The 17626-nt window shown below is 72.0% G+C and carries 17 protein-coding genes; 7 read left to right on the top strand and 10 right to left on the bottom strand.

Annotated elements, in window-relative coordinates:
* The first annotated feature begins 46 nt into the window (after window positions 1-46).
* A complete protein-coding gene (locus FHX81_RS18905; RefSeq protein ID WP_141979428.1) occupies window positions 47-268 on the top strand; it encodes a PspC domain-containing protein in 222 nt (73 codons plus the stop codon).
* 46 nt (window positions 269-314) lie between these two features.
* Here FHX81_RS18905 and FHX81_RS18910 read toward each other — a convergent pair whose 3' ends face one another.
* The 5 genes from FHX81_RS18910 to FHX81_RS18930 all read right to left on the bottom strand — a co-directional run bounded on the left by FHX81_RS18910 (window position 315) and on the right by FHX81_RS18930 (window position 5444).
* Complete coding sequence (locus FHX81_RS18910) at window positions 315-1664, bottom strand: beta-N-acetylhexosaminidase (protein WP_141979429.1); 1350 nt, start codon at window positions 1662-1664, stop codon at window positions 315-317.
* Complete coding sequence (locus FHX81_RS18915; protein WP_141979430.1) at window positions 1661-2506, bottom strand: carbohydrate ABC transporter permease; 846 nt, start codon at window positions 2504-2506, stop codon at window positions 1661-1663. Before FHX81_RS18915 ends, FHX81_RS18910 begins: the two co-directional genes overlap by 4 nt.
* Window positions 2503-3390 carry a carbohydrate ABC transporter permease gene (locus FHX81_RS18920; RefSeq protein WP_425473888.1) on the bottom strand — a complete coding sequence of 296 codons (888 nt, stop codon included), beginning with the start codon at window positions 3388-3390 and terminating at the stop codon, window positions 2503-2505. The genes FHX81_RS18915 and FHX81_RS18920 overlap by 4 nt, the downstream gene beginning before the upstream one ends.
* Before the next feature lie 28 nt (window positions 3391-3418).
* Complete coding sequence (locus tag FHX81_RS18925; protein WP_141979432.1) at window positions 3419-4699, bottom strand: extracellular solute-binding protein; 1281 nt, start codon at window positions 4697-4699, stop codon at window positions 3419-3421.
* Between the two features lie 91 nt (window positions 4700-4790).
* Window positions 4791-5444 carry a copper homeostasis protein CutC gene (locus tag FHX81_RS18930; RefSeq protein WP_141979433.1) on the bottom strand — a complete coding sequence of 218 codons (654 nt, stop codon included), beginning with the start codon at window positions 5442-5444 and terminating at the stop codon, window positions 4791-4793.
* A 130-nt stretch (window positions 5445-5574) separates the two neighbouring features.
* On the opposite strand from FHX81_RS18930, the gene FHX81_RS18935 reads away from it, so the two are divergent.
* The 4 genes from FHX81_RS18935 to FHX81_RS18950 all read left to right on the top strand — a co-directional run bounded on the left by FHX81_RS18935 (window position 5575) and on the right by FHX81_RS18950 (window position 10052).
* On the top strand, window positions 5575-5766 hold the full coding sequence (locus FHX81_RS18935) for a hypothetical protein (protein WP_141979434.1): 192 nt from the start codon (window positions 5575-5577) through the stop codon (window positions 5764-5766).
* Between the two features lie 193 nt (window positions 5767-5959).
* Entirely contained in the window at window positions 5960-6565 is a 606-nt protein-coding gene (locus tag FHX81_RS18940; protein ID WP_053718676.1) for an RNA polymerase sigma factor, read from the top strand.
* A gap of 59 nt (window positions 6566-6624) precedes the next feature.
* Window positions 6625-7047 (top strand): carboxypeptidase regulatory-like domain-containing protein, encoded by a 423-nt coding sequence (locus FHX81_RS18945; RefSeq protein ID WP_387488077.1) that lies wholly within the window; start codon window positions 6625-6627, stop codon window positions 7045-7047.
* 101 nt (window positions 7048-7148) lie between these two features.
* Window positions 7149-10052, top strand: coding sequence for a CHAT domain-containing protein (locus tag FHX81_RS18950; RefSeq protein WP_246107882.1), 2904 nt, complete (start codon window positions 7149-7151; stop codon window positions 10050-10052).
* A 46-nt stretch (window positions 10053-10098) separates the two neighbouring features.
* On the opposite strand, the gene FHX81_RS18955 is transcribed toward FHX81_RS18950, so the two are convergent.
* From FHX81_RS18955 to FHX81_RS18975, 5 genes are all read right to left on the bottom strand, one after another.
* Window positions 10099-10908 (bottom strand): phosphodiesterase, encoded by an 810-nt coding sequence (locus tag FHX81_RS18955; RefSeq protein WP_246108270.1) that lies wholly within the window; start codon window positions 10906-10908, stop codon window positions 10099-10101.
* Between the two features lie 432 nt (window positions 10909-11340).
* Complete coding sequence (gene groL / locus FHX81_RS18960; RefSeq protein ID WP_141979436.1) at window positions 11341-12963, bottom strand: chaperonin GroEL; 1623 nt, start codon at window positions 12961-12963, stop codon at window positions 11341-11343.
* Window positions 12964-13179: 216 nt separating this feature from the next.
* Window positions 13180-14424: a serine/threonine-protein kinase gene (locus FHX81_RS18965; protein ID WP_141979437.1), complete on the bottom strand. Its 1245-nt coding sequence runs from the start codon at window positions 14422-14424 to the stop codon at window positions 13180-13182.
* A gap of 102 nt (window positions 14425-14526) precedes the next feature.
* On the bottom strand, window positions 14527-14733 hold the full coding sequence (locus FHX81_RS18970; protein ID WP_033432301.1) for a cold-shock protein: 207 nt from the start codon (window positions 14731-14733) through the stop codon (window positions 14527-14529).
* 80 nt (window positions 14734-14813) lie between these two features.
* Entirely contained in the window at window positions 14814-15458 is a 645-nt protein-coding gene (locus FHX81_RS18975; RefSeq protein WP_141979438.1) for an AIM24 family protein, read from the bottom strand.
* Between the two features lie 54 nt (window positions 15459-15512).
* On the opposite strand from FHX81_RS18975, the gene moeA reads away from it, so the two are divergent.
* Window positions 15513-16727: a molybdopterin molybdotransferase MoeA gene (moeA, locus tag FHX81_RS18980; RefSeq protein WP_141979439.1), complete on the top strand. Its 1215-nt coding sequence runs from the start codon at window positions 15513-15515 to the stop codon at window positions 16725-16727.
* Between the two features lie 175 nt (window positions 16728-16902).
* Window positions 16903-17625: a phosphatidylserine decarboxylase gene (locus FHX81_RS18985; protein ID WP_141979440.1), complete on the top strand. Its 723-nt coding sequence runs from the start codon at window positions 16903-16905 to the stop codon at window positions 17623-17625.
* Window position 17626 lies beyond the last annotated feature (1 nt).

A 17626-nucleotide genomic window follows, 5' to 3' on the forward strand; every position in this document is an offset into this window, starting at 1 on the left:
GTGCGCCCCCGATGTCCCCGAAGGTCCGGCGGAGCACTCTTGAGCCATGACGAACGACGTGCTCACCGAAGCCACCGCCAAGGTCAAGAAGCTCCGCCGCAGCCGGACCGACAGGATGGTCGCCGGTGTGTGCGGTGGCGCCGCACAGATGCTCGGCGTGGACGCCGCGCTGCTGCGCATCCTGCTCGTCGCCGCCACCCTCTTCGGCGTCGGCGCCGGCGCGATCCTCTACCTCGCCTGCTGGATCCTCGTGCCCGAAGCCGACTGACCCGAAGCCGACCGACCCGGAGCCGACCGACCCGGAGCCGAGCGGGTCAGCGCGGGTGCCCGGGCACGCCCGGCAGCGCCTGCCACGGCCGGGGCCCGGCGAGGGGCCGGTACTCGACGCCGAGCGCGTCGAGCCGCGGCAGGTGGTGCTCGGCCAGCCGGGCCAGGAACTCCGCCTCGTCCCGTTCGGCGGGGCTCCACACGACCTCGGCGAACGCGCACAGCCGGGGGAACGCGGCGTAGTCCAGGCGCCGCGGCGAGTCGAGGTGTTCGGTCCACAGGTTGGCCTGCGCCCCGAGCACCCGGTCCGCCGCCGCGGGCTCGTACCGGTAGACGTCCTCCAGCGTGGTGACGGTGCCGACGGGGATCGGCTCGTCCGGGTGGTCGGACTGCCGGTAGTCCAGGTAGACGTGCTCCTCGGGGCACATCACGACGTCGTGGCCGCGGTCCAGCGCGGTCAGGCCGGGTTCCTCGCCGCGCCACGACGCGACGATCGTGCGGGCCGGCAGCGGTCCGACGCCCAGCACCTCGTCCCACCCGAACGGCCGCCGGCCGCGCTGGTGCAGGTGTTGGGCGATGCGGCGGACGAACCGCCCGTCGCCACCCGCCGCCTCGTCGCCGCCCAGGCCGATCACCTCGGCCGGGAACACGTCCAGCAGCTCGTCGAACACCTGCCGGTAGAAGTCCACTGTGGACTCGTCGGCCCGGAGCACGTTCGGGTTGACGCCCCAGTCGGTCCACACGCCGCCGCCGGAGACCCCGAGCTCGGGGTAGGCCGCGATGGCCGCCTGGCTGTGCCCCGGCACGTCGACCTCGGGGACGACCGTGATCTGCCGCTGCGCCGCGTAGGCGACGACTTCCCGCAGGTCGTCCTGGGTGTAGTAGCCGCCGTGGGGCCGCCCGGCCAGGCCGCCGGACCGCCGGTCGCCGAACCGCGAGTCGGGCCGCCACCCGCCGACCTCGTGCAGCCGGGGGAAGCGCCGCGACTCGAACCGCCAGCCCTGGTCGTCGGTCAGGTGCAGGTGCAGCACGTTGAGCTTGTGCACGGCCAGCAGGTCGACGTAGCGCAGCAGGTCGTGCTTGGGCAGGAAGTGCCGCGCCACGTCCAGCATCACGCCGCGCCACGCGAACCGCGGGTGGTCCTCGACCTCGCACACCGGCAGCGCGACCGCACCCGGCGGCACGGCCCGGAACGCCGCCGGCCCGCTGAGCTGCCGCAACGTCTGCCGGGCGTAGAACTCGCCGGCGTCGTCGGACGCTCGGACCCGCACGCCCGCCGCCGACACCGACAGCCGGTAGCCCTCGGCGGGCCCGGCCACGCGCTCGACCTGGAACGTGCCGTCGAACGGCACCTCGCCGTCGCCCCGGGTGAACGACACGGGACGCGGAAGGATCACGACTTCACCGCCCCGGCCAGGCCGGCCACCAGCCGCCGCTGCACGAGGATGAAGAAGACCAGCACCGGGATCGTCATCACCGTCGATCCTGCCATGATCGCGCCCCAGTCGTTCTGGTCCGGTTTGACGAACACCTGCAGCGCCAGCGGCAGCGTCTGGTTCTCCGCCGCCGAGATGATGAACGTCTTGGCGAACAGGAAGTCGTTCCACGCGTGGATGAACGACAGCACGCTGGTCGCCACCAGACCGGGGGCGACCAGCGGGAACAGCACCTGCCACAGGAACCGGAAGCGGGACGCGCCGTCCAGCGTCGCCGCCTCCTCCAGCTCCACCGGCACGGCCGCGACGAACCCGCGCAGCATCCAGATCGCGAACGGCAGGCTGAACGCCAGGTGCACCAGCACCAGCGAGCCGAGGTGGTTGAGCCCGAAGACCGGCACCACGTCCCGCACCGACCGCATGACGAAGAACAGCGGGATGGTCAGCGCCTCGACCGGCACCATCTGCACCACCAGCAGCATGACCAGCAGGGTGGTGCGGCTGCGGAACCGGAACCGGGTCAGCGCGGTGGCGGCCAGGAACGAGATCAGCAGGCTCAGCGCCACCACCGCGACCGCCACCACGACGCTGTTGAGCAGGTAGCGGCCGAAGTTCTGCACGGTCAACGCGCGCACGAAGCTGTCGAGGGTGGGCGCGAGCGTCCACGGCCGCGGGTCGGTGGAGATCACCTCCGCCTCGGGCTTGAGCGCCGTGAGCACCATCCAGTACAGCGGGAACGCCACCACGGCCGCGACGACGACCACGACGCCCTCGGCGATGCCCCGCGACGCGCGCCGGTTCACAGCACCTCCCCGCTCCGCCGCAGCGCCCGCAGGTAGCCGAGGGTGATGAGCAGCAGCAGCACCGTCGTCACCACGCCGATGCTCGCGCCCAGCCCGTACTCCGAGGCGGCGAACGCCTGCTGGTAGGCGTAGACGTTGAGCACCAGGTTGCGGCCCGCGATGCCGCCGCCGTTGGTCATGATGTAGATCTGGGTGAACACCTTGAAGTCCCAGATGATCGACTGGATCGTGACGACGATCAGCAGCGGCCGCAGCAGCGGCAGGATCACCCGGGTCGCCGTCCTGACCGTGCTCGCGCCGTCCAGCGCGGCGGCTTCCAGCACCTCGCCCGGGATCGCCTTGATCCCCGCGTACAGGGTGACCATGACGAACGGGAACGAGCACCAGATCACCTGGGCGGCGACCAGCCCGAACGCCGTCCACTTCTCGTAGGTCCAGGACATGCCGGTGGTGCCGAGGACCTCGTTGACGAACCCGAAGTTGGCGTCGAACAGGAACAGCCAGATCGTGGACCCGGCCACCGCGGGCGTCGCCCACGCGCCCAGCGCGGCCAGGAACAACGTCATCCGCGCCCACGTGCGGACCCTGGTGGCCAGCACCGCGAGCGCGGCGCCGACCAGCAGGGTCCCGACCACGCAGGCCGCCGCGAACGCGACGGTCTGCCCGAGCACGGCCCAGAACCGGCTCTGCGACAGCAGGGTCGCGTAGTTGTCCAGGCCCAGGAAGGTCAGCGGCGCGCCGCCGCTGACCTGCTCCTGGCCGTAGTCGAACAGGGAGATCAGCACGAGCTGGTAGATCGGGTAGCCCATCAGCCCGACCAGCACCAGCAGTGCCGGGGCGAGGTAGGCGAACGCGATCCGCCCGTCACCCTTGGCGGTCCGCATCGTCATGCTCTTGTCCCTTGGTCGTCCGCTACGAGGCGAAGGCGGCGTTCATCTCGTCGGCCGCGGTCTTCGCCGCCTTGTCGAGGTCCTCGCCACCGGCGGCGACCTGCTGCAACAACGTCGGCAGCACGGCCTGGGCGTCGATCTTGGCCCAGTTCGGCGTGACCGGCACGAACCGCGTGCCCGCCTCCAGCGTCCTGATGAACGGCTCCAGCACCGGGTTGGCCTCGGCGACCTCCGCCTGCACGTCGCCGAACGTGGGCAGGTTGCCCATCCCCTCGAACATCTTGCGCTGGTACTGCTTGCCGGCCAGCAGCCGGACGAACTCGGTGGCCAGCGTCTTGCGCTCGCTGCCCTTCATCACGCCGAGCAGGTTGCCGCCCGCGAACGCGGGTGCGATCTCGCCCGCCTTCTTGCCGGGCAGCGGCACGACCGCGTACTTGCCCGCGGCGGTGGAGGCGTCGACGGACTTGCGGTTGAAGTCGCCGCCGATGACCATCGCCGCCTTGCCCGCGCGGAACGCCTCGACGCTGGCGTCGCCGCCGTTGCCCGCGCACTGGGAGGGCGGGCAGATGTCGTCCGCGATCAGCTCGGTGTACTGGCGCAGGCCCGCCTTGGACTCGGGGCTGTCGATCGCGGCCACGTACTTGTCACCGTCCTTGCGGGCGATGTCGCCGCCGTTGGCCCACACGAACGGCATCGCGCCGTAGGTGTACTTGCCGCCCGCGGAGATGCCGAGCAGATCGGGCTTGGCGGCCCGGATCTTCCGGGCCAGCGGCGCGATCTCGTCCAACGTGGCCGGCGGCTGGAGGTTCAGCTCCTGGAAGACGTCGGTGCGGTAGTAGAGCGCGCGCACGCCGACGAACCACGGAACGCCGTATACCTTGCCGTCCACCTTTCCGGTGTCCAGCACGGCGGGCAGCAGGTCCTTGGCCTCGTCCCAGCCGCCGAGGTCGAGCTCGGCGAACCCGCCGCCCGCGACGTAGCCCGCCAGGTCGGTGTTGCCGAACTCGGCCACGTCGGGCGCGCTGCGCGGGTCGCTGAACGCGGCCTTGAACCGCTCGGCGCGGGTCTGAACCTGGATGTACTGCACCTCGACCGTGACGCCGCCGTGCGCGTTCTGGAACTCCGAGATCGCTTCCTGGACCACGGCCTCCTTCGGGCCGTGGTTGACCTCGTCGAACAGCCAGACCCGGAGGTGGCCCGTCTGCTCGTCCGTGCCGGTGCCCGTGACGGGGCCGGACTGGACCGGGGTGCACCCGGCCAGCACGGCGACGCCGACGGCGGCTGCTGTCAGTGCGAACCGCATCCTCGCCACCTCTTCTCGCAACGTTGCGCAATATGCAACAGCTATTTCAAGGGAAGCAACGGGGATGCTAATGTCCGCGACGGCAAACGGTCTAGACCAGATCCGCCCAGGTCCGGACCGCGGCGGCGGAGACCGGGGCGTCCCAGCCGCCCGGCCGGACCGCGCCACCGACGTGGAACCCGGTGACGCCGACCGCCTTCAGCGCCGGGACGTGCCCGGCCCGCAACCCACCGCCGACCAGCAGCCGCACCGCGCCCTGCCGTGCGGCCAACCGCTCCAGCACGGCGAAGCCGTCCGCGACGCCGCGCGGGCTGCCGGCCGCGAGCACCGTGTCGCACCCCAGTCCCCCGACCACCGTCCACGCTGCCTCGGGATCGGCCGCGTTGTCCAGCGCCCGGTGGAAGGTCCACGCGCACCCGTCCAGCTCCGCGACGAGCGCCGCGCACGCCGCCTCGTCCACCCACCCGGCGGCGTCGAGGAAGCCGAGCACGAACTCCGACGCCCCCGCCTCGCGCAGCGCCGCCGCGTCCCGCCGGAGCCGGTCCAGGTCGCCGGGTGCGAAGCCGGGCGCGTCGCGGAGCATGACCCGGACCGGCAGATCGGTCGCGGAGAGCACGTCCCGCAGCACGGCGACCGGCGGCGTCAGCCCGTCCGCGGCCATGTCGACGGTGAGTTCCAGCCGGTGCGCGCCACCGTCCTGCGCGGCTTCGGCGTCGGTGGCGTCCAGTGCGATGACCTCGAGCATGGTCTAGACCATAACGCCCGGTGGCTCGGGAACGACCCGAGTGAACTGTTAAAGCGAGCCGATGTATCTCGCGTAGAACTACTCACTCCTTATCTGATGACCGGTCCTCAACCCCGACTGAGGAGGCCACATGAGCGCCAATCCGCCTGGCGTCGACGAGCTGGATCCCGAGGAGCTGGAGAGGCAGTTCGCCGAGGAGCCGGTCGACGAGCTGGACCTGCACGACGAGCTGGACGACCTGCCGCCGGTGACGCCGACGGGCCACCACCAGACGCACAGCGTCCCGGTGGACACCGACGGCACGCCGGTGACCGGCAGCTGAGAGCCGCTGGGGGGAAGGGGGAAGGCGGTCGTCGGTCGGCTTCGAGGGGTGCCGATCGGGGGTTCGCCTGCGAAATGGGGGGGAGGGCGGTCCGCGGTGCGAGGGGGGCACCGCGGACCGCCGCCGCGCCGGTGACGGCGAACGTGTGTGACGATCAGCTTCGGCTGGGGGACGCCGAGAAGGAGGTGACGACGTGGGAGAACTGCGCACGGCCGGTGAGCGCCCACCGTGGGAGGGGCTGGACGGCACGGACCGGCACGCGGCTTGCGTCGTCGCCGCGCGCGACGGCGACCGCAGGGCGCTGGACGTGCTGGTCGCCGACCTCACCCCACTGGTGTGGCACGTCGCCCGGGGGCACGGGCTGGACCGCAGCACCGCCGAGGACGTGGTGCAGACGGTCTGGCTCGCGCTGCTGCGGCACCTCGACCGGCTGGTCGAGCCGCGGGCTCTGGCCGGGTGGCTCGTCGTCGCGACGCGCCGCGAGGCCCAACGGACCTGGACACCGGCTCGCCGTGAAGCGGCGCTGAGCGACGAGCTGGCGGAACAACTGGAGAGCGAGTACGGCCTGCCCGAGGACGCCGCCCTGGTCGACGACCGGGACCACCGGCTGTGGCGGGCTTTCGGCCGACTGTCGCAGAAGTGCCAGGAACTTCTGCGGCTCACCGTGCTGGCCGGCCGGGCGGAGTACCGCGCGGTCGCCGAAGCACTGTCCATGCCACGCGGCAGCATCGGCCCCACCCGGGGTCGGTGCCTGACCATGTTGCGCACACATCTCGACGCGGAAGGAGGATCGCGGTGAACGACATCGACCCGCGCGATGACCGCAGAGGCCAAGAGGACACCGCTGTCCTCACGGAACTGAACCGCCTGGTGTACGAGTTGGACGCGCCCCCGGCGGGGCTCGTCGAACGCATCCAGTTCGCGGTGGCGCTGGAGAACCTGGACGTCGAGGTGGCCCGGTGGGAACGTGCCGGTTCCTTCGCCGGGGTGCGCGGCGGCAGCCCCGGCACCATCACGTTCACGGTGGACAACCTGACGCTGATGGTGAACTTCACGTCCATCGGCGCGCGGCACCGCATCGACGGCTGGCTCGTACCCGCCGGTGAGCACACCGTCGAGGTGCGGGTGGCCGAGCACGAGTCGAGCACCACCAAGGCCGACGACGGCGGCCGGTTCGTGCTGTCCGACGTGCCCGCGGGCACCACGCAGATCGTGGTGCACCTGGTCGACTCCCGGGGCGAGCCGGGGCGGACCGTGGTGACGCCGACGATCATGTTGTAACCGATCGACCACTCACCGAGAGTGACCCGTTCGGCTCACGGACAGCATCCGCAAGACGGCTTCTCGGACACGTTCCGTGTGCTGGCATTAAGGACGTGTCCGTGCCTCGTTCCGCCCTGCCGGTCTCCACCGCATCGTCGAACGGTGTCGAGGTAGCGGCCGACCTGCACAAACAGGCTTTCCGGGCGGCGTCGCGCGGCCGTCCGGCGGACGCGGTGACGCTCCTGCGCCGCGCGTTGCGCGCACTGCCGGTGATGTCGCCGACCGTCGAAGCCACCACGGTCCGCATCCGGATCCTGATCACGTTGTCGTACGGCGAGGCGGAGACGGAGTCGGTCGAGGGCGGACTGGCGCACCTGCGGACGGCGGCCGGGTTGATCGACGGGCTGCCCGAGGGGCCGGACGCGGTCGGCCTGCGCGCGATCGTGAAGGACCAGCAGGCCCTGATCCTGCACCGGGCCGGCCGCACGGCCGAGGCCATCGCCCTGTACGACGAGTCCGTGCGCCAACTGGAAGCCGGGTGGGCGTCCGGGGCGGTCGGCGCGGCGACCCTGGCCACGGCCCTGATGAACCGGGGTCTGACCACCATCGCGTTCGGCCTGCCGGAGGCGGCGGAGCGGGACATGCGCCGCGCGATCGAGCTGGCCGAGGCCGACGACCTGCCGCTGCTGAAGGCGAAGGCGCTGGGCAACCTGGGCGACATCGCCCACCTGACGGGTGACGTGCCCCGTTCGCTGGCCTACCACGAGCAGGCCGAGCGCGTGTTCCGCCTGCTCGCGCCCGACCTCGTGCCGCGGACCAGGATCGACCGGGCGCGCGTGATGCTGGCCGCCGGCCTGGCCGACGAGGCCGCCAGGCACCTGGACGAGGCCTTGGTCGTGCTGCGGCGCCGCCGGGTCGGCCAGGACCTCGCCGAAGCCGAACTGGCCCGCGCCGCCGCCGCCCTGCTGCAAGGCGACCCGACCACCGCCCACCACCTGGCCGACCAAGCCCAACGCCGCTTCCGCCGCCGCGGCAGCAAGTCGTGGGCCGAACTGGCCGCCCTGATGCGCATGCGCGCCGACTTCACCACCGCCACCACCTCGACCCCCGCCGGTCACATCCTCTCGCCCGCCTCCCCACCCACCACCGAGCGCGCTCCACAACCCCCGACCGCGCTCCCGTCCCTCACCATCCCCACCACCGCAATCCCCTCCCCCGCCGGCCCCACCACCGCCCTCAGCAGCGCACCCAGCACCTCCGGCACCGAGCGCGCCCCAGCAACCGCGCTCCCGGCCTCCGGCGCGGAACCGACCAGACCCGCCGCACCCGCGATCCCGTCCGCCGCCGGCCCGGAGCCGGTCGACCCCACCGCACCTCTCGTCCCGGCTCAGGGCCGTCCCGCGGCGTCACCGACAGCCCCGGCGCGGGTATCGGCGCGGCTCAGCCCGTCCCGCGCGACCCGGCTGGCCGAGCGGCTGACCGCGGTCGGGCTGACCGACGAGGCCGCCGTCGCGAGGCTGCTCGCGGTGCGGATGGCGATCCGGCGCGGCGACCTCCCTTCCGCCCGCGCGCTGCTGGCCGAGGTCCCGCCACCGGGCCCCATCACGCCGATCGACCACCGGATGCTGCTGCGGCTGTGCCGCGCCGAGCTGGCCGTGGCCGAGGGCGAACCGGGGTCGGCGTTGCGCGAAGCCGAGGAGGGCCTGGCCGAGCTGGGCCGCGTCCGCGACCGGATGGGCGGTCTCGACCTGCTGTGCGGCACCGCCGTGCACGGGCGTGAGCTGGGCGAACTCGCCGTCGGGCTGGTGCTGGACCACGACGGCGACGCGGAGGCGGCGTTCGACTGGCTGGAGCGGACGCGGGCGCAGGTGTACCGGTACGAGCCGTTGCCGGCGATCGACGACCCGGTGCTGGCGCGGCGGGTGGCGCAGTCGCGCTCGTTGACGCGGGCGGTGCAGCAGGCGCGGTTGGACGGCCGGCCGGTGGCGGAGCTGGAGGAGCGGCTGGACGAGCTGCAGCGCGAGGTGGCACGGCTCGGGTGGCACACGAGCGTGTGGGGCCGGCCGCGGCCGGTGTGCCGGGTGGCCGACGTGCACCCCGTGTTGAGTGATCGCGCGATGGTGAGCTTCGTGACGCACGGTGACGTGCTGTCGGCGGTGGTGCTGGTGGCGGGCGAGGCGACGTTGGTGCGGCTCGGGCGTGCGGCCGGGGTGTTCGAGTCGGCGCGGGAGTTGCACGCGGACGTGGACGCGCTCGGCCCGGACCACCTGTCGCCGCTGCTCGCGGCGGCGGTGAGGGCGTCGGCGGCGCGGCGGGCCGAGCGGTTGGACGAGGCGTTGATCGGGCCGTTGGCCGGGTTGATCGGCGAGCGCGAGCTGGTCGTCGTGCCGACCGGTGACCTGTACGCGGTGCCGTGGAACGCCCTGCCGTCCCTGCACGGCCGCCCGATCGTGGTAGCCCCTTCGGCGACCGCGTGGTTGAACGCGCTGTCGACCCGGACGTCTGCGCGGCGCGTGGTGCTGGTGGCCGGGCCGAACCTGCCGGAGGTCGTCGGCGAGGTGAGCGACCTCCGCGGGACGTACCCCGATTCAGTGACGGCGGAAGCGGTGAGTGACGTGCTGGCGTCGTTGAACGGCGCTCGGTTGGCCCACATCGCGGCGCACGGCGAGCACGTCGCCGACAACGCCCTGTTCTCCCGCCTGGAACTGGTCGACGGGCCGCTGTTCGCCCATGAGACCGCCCGCCTCCCCGTCGCGCCCGAACGAGTGATCCTGGCCGCGTGCTCGCTGGCGCTGAGTCACATCCGGCCGGGCGACGAAGCCCTGGGCTTCGCCGGCGCGCTGCTGGCGAGCGGCTCGCGCACCGTCGTCGCCGCCGTGAACCAGGTGGGCGACCGGGCCGCCGCCCTGGCGATGGGGACGTTCCACAAACTCCTGTCGGACGGCAAACCGCTGTCCCACGCCCTCGCCGAAGCCACTGCGGCGGACCCGTTGCGTCGCCCATTCGTGTGTTTTGGCGCCTGAACTTTGTGCAACCACCACCCCACACGTCCGAGCGAATTCCCGATCCCTAAAAGGTTCCCGACAACGCCCACGCCTGACTCACCGCAACCGTGTGCGTGGCGAATCCCGACTCGGTCGCGACGTGCAGCAGGAAGCCCGTCGGCTCGGCCAGATGTCCGGTCTGCCGGTCGGCGCGCAGGGTCAACGACGTCTGGCGGTACGTGCTCGGCGCGACGGACACCACCGTTCCCGCGAACGGCACGCTGATCGCCCGGTGCACGTGCCCGGCCAGCACCCGGGCGACGTTGCCGTGCTTCCCGAGCACTTCACCCAACGCCGGCCCGTCCTCCAGCCGCATGCCGTCGAGCAACGGAATCCCGACCGCCACCGGCGGGTGGTGCAGGCAGACGAAGGCCGGCACGTCGGGCCGCCGCCCGAGCACGTCGTCGAGCCACGCCAACTGCTCTTCGCCGACCAACCCGGCCGGCCCGTCCGGCCGCCAGGAATCCAACGCCACCACCGTGAACCCCTCGTGGTCGACCGCGTAGTGCGCGGATTCCCCACCACCGAGCAACCCGGTCCCCCGGAACACCTCGACCAACGCCGCCGGATCGTCGTGGTTGCCGGTCACCAGGTGCAGGGGCAGCGGGAACGCCCCCACCAACTCCCGCAACTGCGCATAGGCCTCGACCCGACCGTGCTCGACCAGGTCCCCGGTGATCACCACGCAATCCGGCCGCGGATCCACCGCCAACACCCTGCCCAACGCCAACCGCAACAACGCCGCCGGCTCAGCCGCCAACGCATCGGTCCGCAAGTGCGGGTCGCTCAGGTGCGCGATGAGCACGTGCCCACTCCAGTCCTCGACGCCAACCACCAACCCGTCCAGCGTGGCCGCACGCACTCCGCCAGTCGACCGAAATCCCACCCCGCCGCTCTTGCCGCCCCGGCTACCACCGACCCCGCACCCAGCCACGGCTGCGCCCCCGGCGCCACAACGATCCCCGCCGCCCCTGCCGACTCGCACAGCGCCCGCAGCGGCAGCGATGCGCCGGCAGCCGAACGCGGTGCCGGTGTTCCGCGGCGGCCGACAACCCACGGGATGGGGCGGGTGGTTGAGGGGCGCCGTCTCGTTCTAACCGAGGGGCGGTAACAGCGTTTCCGTACATGTGCGGGCGAATCTCACCCGATCGTGTTCGGCGAGATCCTTTCGCCGCAGGTCAGAACGGTGAAGGGCCCGGTTCACCAGTGGTGAACCGGGCCCTTCGCGACTTCAGCCGATCGGCCTTCGGTCAGATGACCTGGCCGATCAGAAGTCCATGCCGCCGGCGTCCGGGACGGCCGGGGCGGCGCCCGCCTTCTCCGGCTTGTCCGCGACCACGGCCTCCGTGGTCAGGAACAGGGCGGCGATCGACGCGGCGTTCTGCAGCGCCGAGCGGGTGACCTTGGTCGGGTCCGGCACGCCGGCCGCCAGCAGGTCCTCGTACACGCCGGTCGCGGCGTTGAGGCCGTGGCCCACGGGGAGACCCTTGACCTTCTCCACCACGACGCCGCCCTCGAGGCCGGCGTTGACGGCGATCTGCTTCAACGGCGCCTCGACGGCGACCTTGACGATGTTGGCGCCGGTCGCCTCGTCGCCCTCGAGGTTCAGGCCCTCGAACGCGATCTCGGCGGCCTGGAGCAGCGCGACGCCACCACCGGCGACGATGCCCTCCTCGACGGCGGCCTTCGCGTTGCGCACCGCGTCCTCGATGCGGTGCTTGCGCTCCTTCAGCTCCACCTCGGTGGCGGCACCGGCCTTGATCACCGCGACACCGCCGGCGAGCTTCGCCAGGCGCTCCTGCAGCTTCTCGCGGTCGTAGTCGGAGTCCGACTTCTCGATCTCGGCGCGGATCTGGTTGACGCGACCCTGGATCTGCTCGGCGTCACCAGCGCCCTCGACGACCGTGGTCTCGTCCTTGGTCACGACGACCTTGCGCGCCTTGCCCAGCAGCGACAGGTCGGCGTTCTCCAGCTTGAGGCCGACGTCCTCGGTGATGACCTGGCCACCGGTGAGGATCGCGATGTCCTGCAGGATCGCCTTGCGGCGGTCGCCGAAGCCGGGCGCCTTCACGGCGACGGACTTGAACGTGCCGCGGATCTTGTTGACGACCAGCGTGGCCAGGGCCTCGCCCTCGACGTCCTCGGAGATGATCAGCAGCGGCTTGCCGCCCTGCATGACCTTCTCCAGCAGCGGGAGCAGGTCCTTCACCGACGAGATCTTCGAGCCGTAGAGCAGGATGTACGGGTCCTCGAGGACCGCTTCCTGGCGCTCGGGGTCGGTCACGAAGTAACCGGAGATGTAGCCCTTGTCGAAGCGCATGCCCTCGGTGAGCTCGAGCTCGAGCCCGAGAGCGTTGCTCTCCTCGACGGTGATGACGCCTTCCTTGCCGACCTTGTCCATGGCCTCGGCGATGAGCTCGCCGATGGTCGAGTCGCCCGCGGAGATGGACGCCGTGGCGGCGATCTGCTCCTTGGTCTCGACCTCCTTGGCGGTCTTCAGCAGCTGCTCGGTCACGGCCTCGACGGCCTTCTCGATGCCGCGCTTGAGGCCGAGCGGGTTGGCGCCCGCGGCCACGTTGCGCAGACCCTCGCGGACCAGAGCCTGGGCGAGCACGGTGGCGGTCGTGGTGCCGTCACCCGCGACGTCGTCCGTCTTCTTCGCCACTTCCTTGACGAGCTCGGCCCCGATCTTCTCCCACGGGTCCTCGAGCTCGATCTCCTTGGCGATGGAGACGCCGTCGTTGGTGATGGTCGGCGCGCCCCACTTCTTCTCGAGCACGACGTTGCGGCCCTTGGGGCCGAGCGTCACCTTGACGGCGTCGGCGAGAATGTTCATGCCACGCTCGAGACCGCGGCGGGCATCCTCGTCGAACGCGATCATCTTGGCCATTGCGGTGTGTTCCTCCGCCTGATTACGAATGGGGCCACTGGGGGCTCGCGCCCACAGCGGAACACGGTGCTTCGGCCAGGATTCGGTGCCCGCGACGGACGACCTGCCCCCAGGGGGGACGGGCCTCACCGTCCTAGCCTGCGTGTTGGCACTCAGGTGTTCCGAGTGCCAACACCGTGTTTAGCACTCGACGGGGGAGAGTGCAAGAAGAGCTGGTCAGCGGGACGTGCGCACGGGCACGCTGGTGGGCAGCGGTTTGCCGCTGGTCGTGCCCCCGACCTCGATGGACTGGCTGGCGCCGCCGCTGCCACCCTGTCGCGGAGGTTCATCCTTCGGCGTGAGGATCACCACGAGGATGACGATGAGCACGATCGCCACCGCGCCCGCGACCACGGGCGCGAACCACGCGGGCCGGGACTTGCCGGTGGTGGTGAACGCGCTGGCGCCGACCTGGGCGGGTGGGCGCAGCCGCACGGGGTCCTGCAGGAACCCGGGTTGTTGCTGCTGGTAGGGCGGCCGGTACTGGCCCGGCTGCGGCTGTTGCTGCTGCGCCACGGGCACGCCGCCGGTCTGCGGCCCCATCGGCACGGGCCCGGAGTCGGCGCGGCGCGGCGGCGGCGAGCCCTGGACCGCGCCGGACAACGCCGCCCGCGCCGCGGCGATCAGCTCGACGCACGAGCCGTACCGCTGGTTGGGGTCCTTGGCGGTGCCCTTGCGCAGCACGTCGTCGATCGCGGGCGGCAGCGACACCATCGAGGTCAACGACGGGATCTCCGCGCCGAGGTGGCCCTGGATGACGTCCTGCACGCCACCCTGGAACGGCGGCCGGCCGGACAGGCACGCGAACACCATGCACGCGAGCGCGTACTGGTCGGTGCGGCCGTCGAGCGGTTCGCCGCGCAGGTGCTCGGGCGCGGCGTAGGTGGGTGAGCCGAGGAAGTCGCCGGTGCGGGTGCGGTGCCCGGTGGCGCCGCGCCGGGTCAGGCCGAAGTCGGCCAGGTAGACGTGCTCCCCCGCGGCTTCCTTGGTGGTGACCAGCACGTTCGCCGGTTTGACGTCGAGGTGGACGAGCCCCTTGCCGTGCAGCATGTCGAGCGCTTCGGCGACCTGGCCGAGCAGCGCGAGGGTGCGCGCGGGCGAGAGCGGGCCGTCCTTGATGTGCGAGGCGAGGTCCTGGCCGTCGACCAGCCGCATGGCGATGTAGAGCAGCCCGTCGACCTCGTCGAAGTCGTAGAGCGGCACGATGTTGGCGTGGTCGATCGCCGAGGTGTTGCGCGCCTCGTCGACGAACCGCTCCCGGAACTCCGCGTCGGCGGTGAGGTGCTCGCCGATGACCTTCAGCGCGACCTTGCGACCGAGCCTGACGTCCGTGGCCTTGTAGGTCACGCTCATGCCACCGCGGCCGAGCACCCCGTCGATCCGGTAGTGGCCCAGCCGTCGCCCGCTCAGGTCCTCCGACACGCGACGGAGCCTAACGTCCGCGTACAGGGGGCCACAGGGGGTTCCCGCCAAACGGACCAGGGGAAGGCGGCCCGACCCGCCGCGTGGCGGGTCGGGCGGAGGTCACGATGCCTTCCGCACGTCCGATGCCTGGCTGCGGCCGTCACGCCCCGCCTGGATCTCGAACTCCACGCGGTCGCCCTCGGCCAGCGTCCGGAAGCCTTCCATCTGGATCGCCGAGTAGTGCACGAACACATCCGGCCCGCCGTCGGCCGCGATGAATCCGTAGCCCTTCTCCGAGTTGAACCACTTGACCGTGCCGACAGCCAAGACGTCCTCCTTCGAGAAATACCTTGAGCAAACCGCCACGCTAGAGGCACGAGGGGGTTCGCCGATACCTCCTTATGGAGTCATGAGCGGACGCTGAATCCGTTGTCGCGCAACCAACTGACGAGTCCGCGCGGGCTGCGGGTCCGGGTGAGCACGAGACCGGGTCCGGCGAAGTCCAGGACGAGCCCTTCGCCATTCCGCACGGATTGGGGCGCGTCCGGGGAAACGGCCCGCAGCCGGCACTGCACGGTGTCGGCGAACGCCACGACGTGGCCGCTCGCGACGGTGACCAGCTCGCCGGGTTCGAGGGTGACCACGTCGAGCGTGCCGTAGCAGCTGAGCACGACCGGGCCGGTGCCGAAGGCGTAGGCCAGGAAGCCGTGGTCGCCGCCGTGCAGCGCGCGCACGGGCGGCGCGGCCGGGTCGAGGTGGGCGGTGGCGGCGCAGGCGAGCCAGCTGTCGCGGGCGACGCACCAGCCGGTGGTGGTGTCGAGGTCGAGCACGTGCAGGTCCCCGGGCAGGGGTGGCGCGACGTCCACCCAGCCGCCTTCGGGGCCCGCGGTGCACCGGGCGGCGTGGACGCCGGGCGACTTGGTGCGGCCGTCGACGGCGACGCCGTAGCTGGTCGCGAGCACGGCGGAGCGCTCGACCACCACCGGCTCACCGGGTGCCAGGACGAGTCGTGCCACCCCGAAGGTGGGGGTGTGGCGGGTCCGGACCTGCAACTTTCCCCCTGTCGTGATCAGCCGGTTGGAGCAGTCTGCCACGGGCGCGGCAGGATGTGGCGCGTGTCGAACGCGCTGACCCGAGTCGCTGATCACAAGGCCCGCGTCGCCGGGTTGGTCGGAATGATGCCCGTGGTGGACCTGCCGGTGGCCGACTGCCTGGGTCTGGTGCTGGCGGAGGACGTGGTCGCGGGGGTGCCGCTGCCGCCGTTCGACAACTCGGCGATGGACGGTTACGCGGTCCGCGCGGCCGACGTGGCGGCGGTGCCGGTCCGGTTGCCGGTGGTGGAGGACATCCCGGCGGGCCGGACGGCGGTGGGGCCGTTGGCGCCGGGCACGGCGCACCGGATCATGACGGGCGCGCCGGTGCCGTCGGGCGCGGACGCCGTGGTGCAGGTGGAGTGGACCGACGGCGGCACGTCGGAGGTGCGGGTCGACCGGCCGGTGGTGGTGGGTCAGAACGTGCGGAAGATGGCCGACGACGTGGCCGTGGGCACCACGGTGCTGGACGCGGGCGTGGTGCTCGGTCCGGCGCAGCTCGGGTTGGCGGCGGCGCTGGGGTTCGGGTCGCTGCCGGTGCGGCGCAGGCCGCGGGTGCTGGTGCTGTCGACGGGGTCGGAGCTGGTGGGGCCCGGGGTGGCGCTGGAGCCGGGGCAGATCTACGAGTCGAACGGCGTGATGCTGGCCGCGGCGGTGCGCGAGGCGGGCGGCGAGGCGGAGCTGCTGCGGTTCGTGCCCGACGACGTCGAGCAGTTCCACGCGGCGATCGCGCCCCGGTTGGGGTCGGTGGACCTGCTGCTGACGTCGGGTGGCGTGAGCGCGGGCGCGTACGAGGTGGTGAAGGACGCGTTCACCGGGCGCGGGGTGGAGTTCACGAAGGTCGCGATGCAGCCGGGCGGGCCGCAGGGCGCGGGCCGCTACCAGGGGGTGGCGGTGGCGACGCTGCCCGGGAACCCGGTGAGCGCGCAGGTGTCGTTCGAGGTGTTCATCCGGCCGGCGCTGCGGGCGGCGATGGGGTTCGCGCAGGTGGAGCGGCCGGTGGCGACGGCCACGTTGAGCGCGCCGGTGACGTCGCCGGCGGGGCGCACGCAGTTCCGGCGCGGCGCGTACGACCCGGAGTCGGGGCGGGTGGTGACGCCCGTGGGCGGGCCGGGGTCGCACCTGCTGTCGGCGTTGGCGATCAGCAACTGCCTGATCGAGGTGCCGGAGGACGTCACGGAGCTCGCGGCGGGCGCCCGGGTCGCCGTCCGCCTCTTGCACGGAGAGTGACATCGGGTTGACCGTCCGACATTGAAGGCGGGTGTGACGCGGCTTACACTTGGGATGATCGGAGCTCCGGCCGGTCCGTGCGTTCGTCGGGGGACGCACGGGCGGGCCGGACGCGCTCCGGCGCAAACGCGTAGCGTGTGGCGGGCCGGAAGCACTGCCCTGACACGGAAGAGCCATGACCGTCGATCGCGACAAGCACAGTGGTGCCGTCTCCCACTTCCTCGAGCTCGCCCGGGGGATCGTCCCCCCGATGCACCCCGCGGGCCGTCCCTTCGTCGCGGGCGCTGCCGTCGCGACACTGCTGCTGCGCCGGTACTCCAAGCGCGCCGGTGTCGTCGGAGGCCTGCTGACCGCGTGGGTCGCGTGGTTCTTCCGCGAACCCAAGCGCACCACGCCCACCCGCCCCGACCTCGCGGTCGCGCCCGCCGACGGCACCGTGTCGCACGTGGTCGAGGCCGTGCCGCCGCACGAGCTCGGGCTCGGTTCCGCGCCGATGACGCGGATCAGCGTGTTCCTGTCGGTGTTCGACGTGCACGTGCAGCGCGTGCCCGTGACCGGCCTGGTGCGGCAGGTGTCGTACCGGCCCGGCAAGTTCCTGTCCGCCGACCTGGACAAGGCCAGCGAGGACAACGAGCGCAACACGGTGTGGCTGACCACGCCGTCCGGGCACGACGTGGTGGTCGTGCAGATCGCGGGCCTGGTGGCGCGGCGGATCGTGTGCGAGGTCGCCGAGGGCGACAAGGTCGCGGTCGGGCAGACCTACGGCCTGATCCGGTTCGGCTCGCGGGTCGACCTGTACGTGCCGACCGGCAGCCGCGTGCTGGTGGAAGCCGGGCAGCGCACGATCGGCGGCGAGACCGTGCTCGCCGAGCTGCCCCCGTCCTCGTCGGAGGGCTGAG

This window comes from Saccharothrix saharensis, from assembly GCF_006716745.1.
Taxonomy (GTDB): Bacteria; Actinomycetota; Actinomycetes; order Mycobacteriales; family Pseudonocardiaceae; genus Actinosynnema; species Actinosynnema saharense.

What these genes read in the sequence shown, in the direction of transcription:
- FHX81_RS18935 (WP_141979434.1), top strand. Translation starts at nt 5,575, where the DNA reads ATGAGCGCCAATCCGCCTGGCGTCGACGAGCTGGATCCCGAGGAGCTG.
- FHX81_RS18925 (WP_141979432.1), bottom strand. Translation starts at nt 4,699, where the DNA reads ATGCGGTTCGCACTGACAGCAGCCGCCGTCGGCGTCGCCGTGCTGGCC.
- FHX81_RS18920 (WP_425473888.1), bottom strand. Translation starts at nt 3,390, where the DNA reads ATGCGGACCGCCAAGGGTGACGGGCGGATCGCGTTCGCCTACCTCGCC.
- FHX81_RS18985 (WP_141979440.1), top strand. Translation starts at nt 16,903, where the DNA reads ATGACCGTCGATCGCGACAAGCACAGTGGTGCCGTCTCCCACTTCCTC.
- moeA (WP_141979439.1), top strand. Translation starts at nt 15,513, where the DNA reads ATGTGGCGCGTGTCGAACGCGCTGACCCGAGTCGCTGATCACAAGGCC.
- FHX81_RS18930 (WP_141979433.1), bottom strand. Translation starts at nt 5,444, where the DNA reads ATGCTCGAGGTCATCGCACTGGACGCCACCGACGCCGAAGCCGCGCAG.
- FHX81_RS18905 (WP_141979428.1), top strand. Translation starts at nt 47, where the DNA reads ATGACGAACGACGTGCTCACCGAAGCCACCGCCAAGGTCAAGAAGCTC.
- groL (WP_141979436.1), bottom strand. Translation starts at nt 12,963, where the DNA reads ATGGCCAAGATGATCGCGTTCGACGAGGATGCCCGCCGCGGTCTCGAG.